Annotated in this window: 8 protein-coding genes; 6 read left to right on the top strand and 2 right to left on the bottom strand. The window is 50.3% G+C overall.

The genetic code is table 11. The features are described 5' to 3' along the window. The first annotated feature begins 239 nt into the window (after positions 1-239). The 6 genes from CV945_RS06030 to CV945_RS06005 all read left to right on the top strand — a co-directional run bounded on the left by CV945_RS06030 (position 240) and on the right by CV945_RS06005 (position 9,489). Positions 240-2,618 (top strand): chitobiase/beta-hexosaminidase C-terminal domain-containing protein, encoded by a 2,379-nt coding sequence (locus CV945_RS06030; protein WP_232722036.1) that lies wholly within the window; start codon positions 240-242, stop codon positions 2,616-2,618. A gap of 611 nt (positions 2,619-3,229) precedes the next feature. Further along, positions 3,230-4,462, top strand: a complete 1,233-nt coding sequence (locus CV945_RS06025) for a CAP domain-containing protein (protein ID WP_100659368.1) — start codon at positions 3,230-3,232, stop codon at positions 4,460-4,462. Between the two features lie 162 nt (positions 4,463-4,624). Further along, complete coding sequence (locus CV945_RS06020) at positions 4,625-6,583, top strand: phosphodiester glycosidase family protein (RefSeq protein ID WP_100659367.1); 1,959 nt, start codon at positions 4,625-4,627, stop codon at positions 6,581-6,583. Between the two features lie 156 nt (positions 6,584-6,739). Further along, positions 6,740-7,141 carry a hypothetical protein gene (locus tag CV945_RS06015; protein ID WP_100659366.1) on the top strand — a complete coding sequence of 134 codons (402 nt, stop codon included), beginning with the start codon at positions 6,740-6,742 and terminating at the stop codon, positions 7,139-7,141. Positions 7,142-7,304: 163 nt separating this feature from the next. After that, a complete protein-coding gene (locus CV945_RS06010; protein WP_100659365.1) occupies positions 7,305-8,045 on the top strand; it encodes a hypothetical protein in 741 nt (246 codons plus the stop codon). A gap of 31 nt (positions 8,046-8,076) precedes the next feature. Next, positions 8,077-9,489: a S41 family peptidase gene (locus CV945_RS06005; protein ID WP_100659364.1), complete on the top strand. Its 1,413-nt coding sequence runs from the start codon at positions 8,077-8,079 to the stop codon at positions 9,487-9,489. Between the two features lie 173 nt (positions 9,490-9,662). On the opposite strand, the gene CV945_RS06000 is transcribed toward CV945_RS06005, so the two are convergent. Together CV945_RS06000 and secA2 are read right to left on the bottom strand one after the other, a co-directional pair. Beyond that, the gene (locus CV945_RS06000; protein WP_100659363.1) at positions 9,663-10,556 is read right to left on the bottom strand and encodes an accessory Sec system S-layer assembly protein; all 894 of its coding nucleotides are present in this window, start codon (positions 10,554-10,556) and stop codon (positions 9,663-9,665) included. A gap of 38 nt (positions 10,557-10,594) precedes the next feature. Then, positions 10,595-12,988, bottom strand: coding sequence for an accessory Sec system translocase SecA2 (gene secA2, locus CV945_RS05995; RefSeq protein ID WP_100659362.1), 2,394 nt, complete (start codon positions 12,986-12,988; stop codon positions 10,595-10,597). Between the last annotated feature and the right edge of the window lie 226 nt (positions 12,989-13,214).

Genomic DNA, 13,214 nt, shown 5'->3' with positions numbered 1-13,214 from the left:
TCGATCGAGTTCTTTCCGCTACCTAGGGCATTTTCTATGACCGAAATGCCCTATTTGTACTGGGCTTTTTTATACACTAGCACTGGGGTGAATAGTTACTTGTAATTCGTCCGGAAGATGTAAACTTACTTTCTGTTAATAAAACCTATGAATCTATTACCGGCGTCTTAGGTGCATTTGATGGGACATACCAGTTAATTCCTCGTGATGCAGCTGATATTATTACTGATTTAAGTAAAGTGCAACCTATTACAGCGACTCCTGGTTCGGGACTAGTGAAGAGAGGAGATAAGATAACATTATCAACAGCCACAGAAGGCGCGACAATCTACTACACAACAGACAACAGCGAACCTACGACAAACAGCCTCGTCTATCGTGAACCAATTACTATAACTAAAAATACTACGATCAAGGCTTTTGGTGTTAAAGATGGTTTAACGAACAGTGAAGTAGCTACCTTTAATTACATCGTTCAAGCTGGAGAAATTCGTATCCGTGATATTCAGGGCGCTGGGCATATTTCACCATTAAATGGATCAAATGTAACAGATGTTGAAGGTATCGTAACTTATGTAGTTGATGATAATAACTTTTATATGCAAGATTTACAGCCAGATAATGATGATAAGACATCAGAAGGAATATTAGTTTATAAAAAACTTCATGGCGTAAATGTTGGTGACGTTGTTCAAGTAACAGGACAGGTAAAAGAATGGTTACTGGAAGGATACTCTGAAAAAGCACAAACAGATTTGACTGTTACAGAAATAAATGCGTCATCTGGATCAATAAAAGTGATTTCAAGAGGACAACCGCTTCCTGCACCAGTTGTGATTGGAAAAGACCGAGCCCTTCCGACTGAAGTTATTGATAATGACAGTTTCACTAAATTTGATCCGGAAGAAGACGGAATCGACTTCTTTGAAAGCTTAGAAGGAATGCTTGTGCAGGTAGATAATCCAAAGGTTGTTGCACCGCAAAAATATGGTGAGATCATCGTTGTCCCTGAATCAATTCCAACGAATACAATAGCTGGTGGATTAAAAATTTCAGAAACAGACTACAACCCTGAAAGAATCATGATTGATATTAATGATGAAAACTATGTGGCAAAAACGGGAGATTATTTTAATGGCTCAATCAAGGGGGTTGTAAGTTATAGTTTCAGCAACTATAAAGTGTTAAGCAATAAAAGTGATTTACCAAAGCTTATTGAAGGAACAACCGTTCGTGAAACAACAACGATTACTCCAGACCCAGAGAAACTGACAATTGCTTCTTACAATGTAGAGAATTTCTCAGCAAAAACAGATGACGCAAAGGTAACAAAGCTAGCACAGGCAATTGTCCAAAATTTGAAGCAGCCGGATATTATCGGTTTAGTAGAAATGCAGGATAATGACGGGCAAACAGACAGCGGAAATACCAATGCTGATCAAAGTTTTGCGAGATTAATCAACAAAATTAAAGAACTTGGAGGGCCAGAATACGCTTATACGGATATCGCTCCGGAAAATAATAGGGACGGCGGTGCTCCTGGTGGAAATATTCGCGTTGGCTTTCTTTATAACCAAGACCGGGTATCTCTTGTAGAAGGAACAAAAGGTACTGCCACACAAGCAGTTGGTTTTGAAAATGGAAAACTGACATTAAACCCAGGCCGCATTGACCCAACAAACCCGGCGTTTGATTCCAGCCGTAAGCCGCTGGCAGCACAGTTTAAATTTAATGGAAAAAGTGTGATCGTAATAGCAAACCATTTCAACTCTAAAAGCGGAGACTTTCCTTTATTCGGGAAAGTTCAGCCTCCAGAATTCAAAAGCGAGGCTAAACGCCTTGAAATGGCAAGAATCGTTAACAATTTTGTAAAAGATGTTCAATCAAAAGATCCGAATGCAAATATTGTGGTATTAGGGGACTTTAATGATTTCGAATTTTCAAATCCTTTAAAAACACTAAAAGGAAACGAATTAACAAATATGATCGAGAAAGTTCCGGCAGAAGAGCGCTATTCGTATACGCATCAAGGGAACTCCCAAGTACTTGATCACATTTTAGTATCTAATAACTTGGCACAATCAACAATAGTCGATATTGTCCATATCAACTCATCTTTTATGGAAGTGCACGGACGTGCAAGCGACCATGATCCGGTACTAATTCAGATACAATTAGGTGCTACACAGCCGAAATATGACAAGGTATATAATCTTGTTGGATTCTCAACCAAAAAACTAACGATTCAAGCTGCCAACTCTCTGATCAACATGGACGGCACTTCAGTAATTAGAGAGGGAATCTGGCTAAAGAACTCAGCTACTGTTAAAGGGGAAGGTTTAAAAAATACAAAAATTGTGATCAGCCCAACTTCAAAAGATGCTGTCATTGACTTAAGCGGTGCAGAAGTAAAAGAAGTATTAATCGACAATGCCAATGTAAAAGAGATTAAAGGCGCAGAAAATGTTCAATTATGGACGGTAACGAACGGAGTTGATACCTCTAATATCATATTTAAGGATTCAAAGGGAGAAGTAATATCGCCTGTCACGCTCCCAAGTTTGTCGAAAGGCTCTGCGGAGATAAATCTCTGCAGGTCTTTTCTTTTTGTACTTTAGTAGAAACATAAAATCCGTTTCAAATAACTTTTGAGACAGTTAATATAAAATAGAAGCTAGATAAATAGTATTAAGCCCTAATTCCTACTAAGGAGCCAACGATTTCAGTTTGCAAAGTTTGAGTTATTTATTGTCAGAAAATGAAAATAATTATTTACAATAAAGCACTCCCATGGTACAATTTATTGGTAAAAAATCCAGGAGGGACCTATATGAGGAAAATTATTTCATTATTGTTGGTTTTTTGGCTCTTCACCACAACATGTATTTGACAAGCAATACGGTTTCCTGCACAAAGATGTGCAAAAATCACTGATTTGTTGATTTTCCCTCACAAGCGTAAATAGGGTATGTTCAGAAAAAATCAAGTACAACTTTTGGTGAAGAGCCTAAAGTATGCTCCTCTCTCACGAAAATGGAAGAATAATATGATCCATTTTAACCTATATTTCGCCCCTTAGCCAAGTGGGTGCGAAGCTTGTTTGACGAAATTTCGACATTTGCACAGCCAAAGCGGCCTCTTTTTCGTTGAAATCATTCTTTTTTCTCTTTTCTTTTGACGGAAAGACCTCTATGATGAAAGAAAAAGAGAAAGGAAGGAGCGGGCGGAAGTGAGGAAATGGGTGCAGGCGGTGGCAATCGGAATGCTGTTGGCTGCGGCCGGATGGCTTTGGATGCCGAGTTCATCAATGGTCAAGGCGGAGGATTGCGGGGAGCTTGTCGGAACGGAAAAAGTGTGGTGGGACGGCGCTGAACTGAAGCCCGGACAAATCGGCCGGTTGACGGTCACAGCGCCGACAGAGCTATGGTTGTCGAACAAAGCAGTGAAGACGCTGCCAAGCGGCGCGGTGTATCGCGTGTACGCGCTAGGCGGCGGGTATTTCGAGGTCGGCCGAGGATATGCGATCAAGAACGATGCCCGCGTCCGCTATGAAACGCCGTCAAAAGAGAAGTTGGCCGCTGCTTTATGCGTGCAGCAGGCGAAGGCAAACATGGCGGATGTCACGATGAACGGGGTGGCGATCGGCGACTCACGCGCCAAGGTCGAAGCGATGTACGGCAAGGCGAAGCGGAAGACAAAAAACGCCTACGGCCTATATTGGGAGGCGTATGATCAGGGCGGTTACAAAAACTTTTTGATGGTGAGCTATGACCGTGATCGGGTGGCGGCGATGTACACGAATCAGCCGATTGTCCAAACGAAAAAAGGAACGGGCATCGGAACGGCGAAAACGGCGGTGGAAGCGCGCTACGGCCGGCCGCTCGCCTTCATCCAAAAAAAGGATGCCGTCTACAACATTCAAAATGACGAATACGGGATCTATCTTGTCAACGGCCGCTACGTCACCTTCTTTTATGACCGGTACAACAACAACCGGGTGGATGGCGTGCTTGTCGTCAATCGGGCGCTCGAGGATGAAAAGCCCGGGTTTTACGGAACGCCGACGGAGGAGCTGCGCACGGCCTATGAATATCAAATTTTTGATTTAGCAAACGCGGCGCGCCGCTTGCACGGGCTTCCGGCACTCGCGTGGGATGCGAAGGCGGCGGCGGCCGCCCGTGAACATAGCGAAGATATGGCGGTCCATCACTACTTCTCTCATACGAACTTGCAAGGCCTATCGCCGTTTGACCGCCTGAAGCGCCGTGGCATCGCGTATCGCGTGGCGGGAGAGAACATCGCCTACGGACAATACGATGCGATTTTTGTCCATGAAGCGTGGATGCACTCGCTCGGTCATCGGCAAAACCTTTTATATCCGGACTTTACCCGCCTCGGCGTTGGGGTGGCGTTCAATTCATTTCATCAACCCTACTACTCTCAAGAGTTTTATACTCCGTGACCGCGGATGATGTTTTCGCTTCTACAGGGCGTCCCAGCAGTGCTGGGACGTTCTTTTTTTTTTGGACTAAATAAATGGAAAATGATCCCCCTTTTTGTAGAAGTTTGTCGTATAATAGAATCGATTGCAACAAAATGATAGAAAGAGAGGAAAAGGGGACCAGTGGGAAAAGCGAAGAACATCATACGCATTGGGGTCGGGGCGGTGTTGGCCGCATGGACGGCGCTGCAAGCGCCAGAAGCGGATGCCGGAGCGAATGTCGTCTACTGGGAAGGCATGCGCCTTGTGCAGGGGCAAATTGGAAAATTGGAGATCGTGAAACCGATTAACCTATGGAAACGGGAAAACGGGGCGCTGACGTTTGTCCGCGTGTTGCAGCCTGGAGAACAGTACCGGGTGTATTCGTATGACGAGGCGTTTGGCGGCCAATACGGGGTTGGCGGTGGATATTACGTCACCAATATCAAAGGACATGTTGTGTATAAAACGCCGTCGAGGGAGAAGCTGAAGCTTGTCAATCCGGGGCGGTATGGAGCGAGGCAGTTGGCGGTCGGCACGGTGGTAAAGGAGGTGTCGACGCGCATCGCCTCTGGGGTGGAAAAAGAGGAAATGGAAGTCGTCGGAACGCGCGGCAAGCAGCACGTGTACAAGCTTGACATCGATACGTCGAATGAGAGGCTGGTCATTGAGACGGCGCTGTCCAATGATCAAGTGCTTGGCATTGAACCGGTGCTTGAGCAGGCAAAACGGTACGATGGCCGCGACGGAATCGTACTGGCGGCGGTGAACGGCGATTATTTCAAAGAGGATGGTTCGCCGACCGATTTGATGGTGCACCGGGGAGAGATCGTGATGACGAATACAACGCCGGCGGCGGAACGGACGATTTTTGGCATCAGCGCTGATGGAAAGCCGATGATTGGAAACCCAGATGTTCAAATTGGCGTTCGAATTGGAGAAGGAGGCTCATATCCCGTCGATGGCATCAACAAGCCGCGGCGCGCTCATCAGTTGATTTTGTACACCCCGTATTTCGCTGCTTCCACGAAAACGAACGCTCTTGGGACGGAAGTCGTGCTGACGAATGTACAAGGGGTGTTGAACGGGAATGGAACGGTCACCGGAACGGTGAAGAAAGTTGTAGTCGGTCAAGGCGATGAACCGCTCCAGCCTGGAGAGCTCGTGTTGTCGGGCCATGGCCGGGCGAGTGACTATTTGCGACAGGCGAAAGAAGGGGATGCGGTGGAAATTTCCCTTCAGTATGACCAGCCCGAATGGAGTGGGGTGAAAGAAGCGCTCGGCGGCCGATACCGGTTGGTGGCGGATGGAAAAGTGCAGCCGTTTTCGATTAAAGGAGTCCATCCGCGTACAGCCGTCGGCATTGACAAGAACGGAAATGTCATGCTCGTCGTTGTCGATGGCCGCCAGCCTGCCCATAGCCAAGGAATGACATTGAATGAGCTGGCCAAGCTGATGCATGAGCTTGGCGCCGTCGATGCGATGACGCTCGATGGCGGCGGTTCTTCGACATTTGTCGTCCGCCAGCCAAACGGGCAGCTCAAAGTCGAAAACAAACCGTCTGATGGATTTGCGCGTCCGGTGGCGAATGCGCTTCTTGTTGTGTACAAAGAGACGCAAGAGAACGGGGAAAGCGAAGAAGTGCTTGATGACTTTGAAACGGAGTCGAAGTGGAATGCATCGGGCGTCAACTATGTGGGGGCTGCGGTCGAGCGGACGACAGAAAAGGTGAGAGAAGGAAAGCAGGCGCTGAAAATTTCATATGATTTTCGCGGGATGCCAGGGACATCCGGCGTCTATGCTAGTCGGGAGGAAGCGATTTGGATTTCGAAACGGCCGCAAGCGATTGGCATGTGGGTGTATGGAGACGGAAGCGGCCATTGGCTGCGCGCCCAGCTGCGGGATGGAAGCGGGCGCCGCATCTGGATCGATTTTGCCCGCCATGTCAATTGGACCGGTTGGAAATATGTGCAAGCCGCTGTGCCTAGCGATGTCGCGCTTCCGCTCATGCTGGAGATGCCGGTGCGTTATATGGAAACGGATATCGGACGGAAAAACGCCGGAGCGATTTACATCGACGGCCTTCGCGCCATCTTCCGCTGATGGGCGCGCCTCCCCTGCTTGCCTAGAAGAGGGAATGAACAAGGGATGTTGCTCACTAATCGAGAAAGTCCTTGCATGCTGTTCTTCTGGGCACTTGCATTTCTCTGAAAAGTATTGTATATATGTGGATAGGCAAACCGCAAGGGAGGCAAAAGCTTGACGATGGACGAACAAACGTTGTTGGAGCAGTTGCGGAAAAAACCGCCGAAGCTGGTCGGAGGATATAAAAAACAAGGATGGGCGATCAAGGTGTTGGAGAGAATCGCCAATCCGGATGTGGAAGACGAAGGGGACGGTCGGGTGACGGCCAAAGCGGTGCTGCGGGCGCAAGACGGCACGTATTACCCGGCTTTTTTGACAATTGACCTCCATCAACAAGGAAGAGTCGTCGGCGTCTATTTTATCGCTGAAAACAAGGAACAGTTCGATTTGATTCCGTTCGAATGGGCGAAAGAGTTTCTTGGAAAGCCAGAACAGGCCATCATTCCGTTTCGCTACCGGACGCTGAGCAAAATCGACGGGGATCAGCAGCAAACGAACTGGCCGGACTTTAGTTGATCAAGGCTGGCTCTGACAGTCAAAAAGGTGGCTGAAGAGTCGGCCTTATTTTATGCTTTGAAGGGCTTAAGTTCGATTTTTTTCAGAACATATTTTCATTTTGTGTCTTTTCCAGTAAAATTGAAATACATGTTTTATATTTTTGTAGATAGCAGGTGAAAGTGTGAGGAGAAAACGGAGAAAAGCATTTTCCATCATCGGATGGCTGGCGGTGTTTTGGTTGTCGTTTTCGCTGTTGACTGTTCAGGCGGAAGCGGCCTCGTTCCCGAATGTGGAGCGGCTTGAGCAGCATGCCGCCCAGCTTGAGCGGGCGATGAAAGCCAATCAATGGTCCAAGCCGTACCGTCTCTTGAACCAAGTCAAACGCGATTATGAGGCGGCGAAAAAAGAAGTGGCGCGCGTGCGTCCGCAAACGGCAAGGGCGCAGTTGGAAAAACGGATCGCGGCCGGAGAACAGACGATGAAAAAGGCTTCCGCCTACATCAGCGCTGTCGAAAGCGGGGAGCGATTGCGCGCCTTGACGGCCAACGTCGACCGGGCGCTGCGGATGGGGGATGTGGATGTCGTGTATGATTCCTATGCCCCGTTGCAATACCAAATTCGCAAAACAGCGATTCTCATCGGCCGTGTTCCGGGAGCGGCGCTGCGCGAAAAGATGGAAGGATGGTTTCAACGCCCGGCTTTGGCTGTCAAGCAGCGCGCGTATGATCCCATCAATATTATGAAAGCCATGGACAAGCTGCTTGATGCGTATGATGAAGGGGATATCGCGCGGGCGGAGCGGTTGCTGTCGCTTTGCGACCGGTGGCTGCCAAATGTGGTGGATGCGGCGACGCGCAAGCAGCTGGCGGTGTATATCGATGATTTTAAAGCGCCGGTTGTCTTAGATGTCGATATCGAATAAACCGGCGCATGTCGGGAGAGGAGAGACGGATATGAATGTGATTCAGCGATGGGCGGCGGCTCTTATGTTGCTTGCGGCTTCATTTTCGGTTTGGAGTCCGCCGGCGGAGGCGGCGGCGGCTCCGGCGTCAACGAAGGTGCTCGAAGAAGTGCGGGAGTTGGTTCGTCAGTATTATGTTGAACCCGTAAGCGATCGAGTGTTGAAAGCCAGCACCCCGCAAGATATTGTCAAACAGCTTGACCCGTATTCTGCCTATATGACAAAGGAAGAATACGAGGAATTTTTGAAGTGGATCGATATGGAGTCTGTCGGCATCGGCGTGATGATTGAGGAAGATGAGGACGGCGTCCACATCCTGTCTGTCTTGGACAATGGGCCAGCCGCCCGCGCCGGACTGCAGCCGGGCGATGTGATTCAGGCTGTTGACGGGCAGCCGGTAACGAATGAGACAATGGAAAAAGTATTGAGCTTGATTGCAGGGGAAGAAGGAACGACGGTGGCCGTAACCGTTTGGCGGCCGTCGACCGAGGAAACCGTCAGCGTCACCATCAAGCGGGAAAAAATCGACTGGCCGAACGTTGAGTTCAAACGGCTGGCAGGGAATATCGGCTATATTCAGCTATATAGTTTTGATGAGACAGCACCCGGTGAGATCGAACGCGCCATCCGCTCGTTAAGCGGGGTGAAAGGGTGGATTTTTGACCTCCGCGACAATCAGGGGGGATATGTGGAAACGGCGCAGAAAATCGCCGGCTTTTTCCCGAATGTGAAACAGGCGTTTCAGTTGCGCGACCGTTCGAATCACCCAGAAGTGTATGCCGCTGTCAAACAGCCGGTGCAAATGACGGGACCGATCCGGCTGCTTGTCAACGCGTCGAGCGCGAGTGCGTCGGAAATGTTGGCGGCGGCGGTGAAGGAGCAAAAGGCGGCCGTTTTGTATGGGCAACGGACGTTTGGCAAAGGATCGATGCAGGAAATGTTTGAGCTGTCGGACGGCAGCATGTTGAAGTTGACCGTCGCCCACTTTTTCTCGCCAAAAGGGACGCCGATTCATCACGTTGGGGTGAAGCCGGATGTGCCGACGGTCGTTGGGAAAGAGCTGTATGCCGCTCACCGCGATTTGCTGATTGGGCAGCTGAAAGGGTATCAGTCGCTCGGCAAGCTGCGCAATGCGCCGGTCGATAAGACGTTTGTCGTCCGCTTCTCTCGTCCGCTCGCCAATACCGCGGTAAGCGGAGTAAAATTGTATCAATTAGGCGGACGGGAAGCGGCGGTGACGGCGCAAATCCGCCGGGGGACGGAGCTTTTGATCAAACCGGCAGCGAAGCTGGCCAAAGGGCAGAGCTATTTGTTGGTCATTCCGCCGGTGTTAAAAAGCAAAGACGGCGTGGCGATGAAAAAAGGCGCTTACATGGAGATTCAAACCGCTGCTTCTACGAAATAAGGCTCTCCCATCGAGATGCGTTGGATAGCCGTCTGCTCTTGATGGTGCAAAGTTCGGCTGCTTCGACTAAGGCGCGGCCGACAGCGGGAGCGCGGTCGTTTTGAACGGAACGATGCAAAGAAAGCTGGCCTCCATCGGTCGTTTGGCGACCATGGGGGCCAGCTTTTTGCCGGTTACTCCTCGCTTGATTGCGTTTCTTGCTTTTCGCTCTGTGCCGGGGAGGATGGGATTGTCACCTTCCAGGACGTCCAATCCGGTTCTGCTTTGTGCAGCAATTCCGGTGGGAAGAGGAACGTCCATGGTTTGCTGGTGTGAGCTTTCACTTCCAGATGGCAGGGAAATAATCCGCGGGCGACGATATCGCCAGCATAATCCCGCACTTCAAGCGGGATTTGTTCAAAATGGATATGTTTGTCGCTGCCGTTGCGAATGAGCAACGTGACGCCTAGTTCACCGGAAGGCAGCTGTTTCGCTTCAATGCCCATGAAGTTCACCTCTCCGGGAGCGGGAGGCGGAACCGAGTCAACGAGGGCTTGCAGCTGTTGGCGCTGCTTGGCCGACAGCGTCTGCTCCCAGCTTTCCTCTAGGTCGAGCCGATGCCGCGGTGTCAGTTCAAAGGCGATCTTCCATCCATCTGCAGGCAACTGATCGACGAGCTTGTCCTCGGCGGCGAACAAAAACCGCCACGGGCGGGCCGTCATCGGCGGCAGTTCGCCGAAAGGGCTCATATCAAACTCTTTGCGGGCGATCGCCGTGCCATCCTCGTCAAGCAGCAACAGGCGGATTCGTTCAAAGCGAACCGGCTTCGGCAGCGTGTTGCGCAAAATGGCGACAGCGACAAACCCATCGTTGTATTCGACCAGCTTGACGCCGGAAATGGAAATTTGGTTTGGCTGAAGCGGCGGCAGCTGTTCGTGGTAAAAGCGATAGACGTACGTTTCTTCCGGAGACAGCTGCCAGTCCGGATGAAACGACAGCGTCGTTTTCGTTCCGACCTCCGGCTGTTTGACATGTTGCGCCGGCAGCTCGGCTTCCGGTTGCGTGCGTTGTTTTCGTCGGAAAATCATAGGGAACCTCCTTTACGAGGCGGCGTGCTGCGCCGCGGTTATGGTTTGTTCGCGGCGGCGGCCGCTTCGTCATCGATGACAAACTGGCTTTTCAAATAGTTCATGGCTGTCGTGCAAATGCCGGCGTCGATCGCTTGCTGCAGCGCGACGAATTCGCGGTAGGCGTCCATTTCAAAGGCGCGGTACGGATCCTCTTGGCCGTAGCTGCGCAAATGAATCCCCTCTTTTAATAAATTCAGTTGATTTAAGTGGCGAATCCAGTGGGCGTCGATTGTTTCAACCATCAAATGCTTAAGCCGCATGGTTTGTTCTTCGTCGCACGGAAGATCGGCGAGCGCCGCTTCAAGCGATTTGTATTCGTCCCAAACAAGCTGGGCGATTTCTTCTTTTTGCTTATGGCGAAGATCATCAATCGGATAGGCAAACCGGAAAAAGGCACGGCGCAGCTCGTTGTGCAGTCCTTCGATGTTCCACTCTTCAAAAAAGACGTTTTCCGGACAATAACGGTCGATCGTTTGCGTGATATGGCGATGGATGTGCCGAAGGAGCTCGGACAGCACCTCTGCTTGCTTCAGCGCCAAGACGCGATCGCGCATATGGTAGATGACTTTGCTTTGTTGGTCGATCACGGTGTCCAATTTCAATAAATGCAATCGCGCCGAATAATGGGCGTTTTCGATCGTTGTTTGCACTTTTTGGACGAACTTGATCGGGTCGGGCGACACGATGCGCCCGGTTTCATCCGTCTCGACTTTGCTTTTCCATTTTTTCAATTCATCTTGATCATACAAGCGGAATAAATCGTCGTCGAGCGAAATGATAAACTGGGAAGACCCCGGATCCCCTTGGCGTCCTGCCCGGCCGCGCAGCTGCATATCAATGCGATGGCTTTCATGGCGCTCTGTGCCAATGATGTGCAGCCCGCCAAGTTCCTTGACGCCTTCCCCAAGCAAAATATCGGTCCCGCGCCCGGCCATATTGGTGGCGATCATCACTTGCCCTTTTTGCCCGGCGGTGGCGATGATGCGCGCTTCTTCTTCCTCCGTTTTGGCATTGAGCAGGTGGTGAGGGATGCCTGCTTTCGAAAACGCCGCTGACAACCGTTCCGACTGTGCGACCGATGTCGTGCCGATGAGAACAGGGCGGCCGATGGCATTCATTTTTTTCACTTCGTCAATAATTTTCCGTACTTTCGCCTCGTACGTCTGGTAGACGAGGTCGTCCCAGTCGGTGCGGCGGGATGGCCGGTTTGTCGGAATCGTAATAACGCGCAGCCGGTACGTTTGCCAAAATTCTTCTTTCGACGGCGTAGCGCTGCCGGTCATCCCGGCTAGCTTCTCATACATGCGAAAATAGTTTTGGATCGTAATCGTTGCTTGGATGTCGTTTTCTTCGGTGATTTCCACACCTTCTTTCGCTTCAATGGCTTGATGCAGGCCGTCGCTGAACGAGCGTCCTTCCATCACCCGGCCGGTGAACGGGTCAACGATCATCACTTTGCCGTTTTTGACGATGTAATCGACATCCCGCCGCATGATAAACCAAGCGCGCAGCGACTGCATCGCATGATGGAGCAGCACGTGATGCTCCCAGTCGTATAGGTTATCGATGCCAAACGCCCGCTCGATTTTTTGCGCCCCTTCTTCGGTGAGGAAAATTTGTTTCGTCTCCAAAGACCGTTCATACTCTTTTCCTTCTTCGAAGGTGCGGACGATGCGTGCCATAATCGGGAACAATTCGGCTCCGATTCCCGATTTATTGGCGATGATGAGCGGGGTGCGCGCTTCGTCGATTAAAATGCTGTCGATTTCATCGATGATGGCGTAATACAGCGGGCGCTGCACTTTATCTTCGAGGCGGTACACCATGTTGTCGCGCAAATAATCAAAGCCGAACTCGGTGCCGGTGCCGTACGTGATGTCGGCCGCGTACGCTTCTTTTTTCTCGCTGGCCGTCATTTGCGACACATTCAGGCCGACGGTTAAGCCGAGAAAGCGGAACACACGGCCCATTTGTTCGCAGTCCCGGCGCGCCAAATATTCGTTGGCCGTAATAATGTGGACGCCTTTTCCAAGGAGGGCGTGCAAGTAGCTTGGCAAAGTGGCCGCCAACGTCTTTCCTTCCCCGGTCTGCATTTCGGCGATGTTTCCTTCATGCATCGCCAATCCGCCCATCAGTTGCACGTCGTAATGGCGCAGACCGAGCACGCGCCGCGCCGCCTCCCGGACGACGGCAAACGCCTCGGTTTTGATGTCATCGAGCGTCTCGCCGCGTTCGAGCCGTTCTTTGAAGACAACCGTTTTTTGGCGCAGTTGTTCATCGCTCAGCGAAGAAATGGTTGGTTCCCATTCATTGATTTGCGCCGCCAGCTTGGCAAGACGCTGCACTTCTCGCGCGCTTTCGTCAAATAGTTGCTTTACTTTTGCAAACATATGTCCATTCCTCTCCTAGACAGGCATGATTTACACCAAGTGCTCTAAACCTAATTATAGCACAAGATGTTTCCTGTGGAGGGAGGATGTAAAATGTGGAATCGTTCGCCGGATTGGCGCTCGAGCTTCTCGCGGCAAGGGAAAAAGAAATTTTTCATCCTTGGGGACAAAAAAGGGGTGTAAAAAAGGATTGATTTACTCATCGTATATGGTAACATAAAGATGA

The organism is Geobacillus sp. Manikaran-105 (assembly GCF_002809955.1).
GTDB classification, from domain to species: Bacteria; Bacillota; Bacilli; order Bacillales; family Anoxybacillaceae; genus Geobacillus; species Geobacillus thermophilus.
This window is presented reverse-complemented; position numbering and strand designations above follow the sequence as displayed.

Excerpts from the sequence above, each read along its gene's own strand:
- CV945_RS06005 (WP_100659364.1), top strand. The coding sequence starts at position 8,077 with ATGAATGTGATTCAGCGATGGGCGGCGGCTCTTATGTTGCTTGCGGCT.
- CV945_RS06000 (WP_100659363.1), bottom strand. The coding sequence starts at position 10,556 with ATGATTTTCCGACGAAAACAACGCACGCAACCGGAAGCCGAGCTGCCG.
- secA2 (WP_100659362.1), bottom strand. The coding sequence starts at position 12,988 with ATGTTTGCAAAAGTAAAGCAACTATTTGACGAAAGCGCGCGAGAAGTG.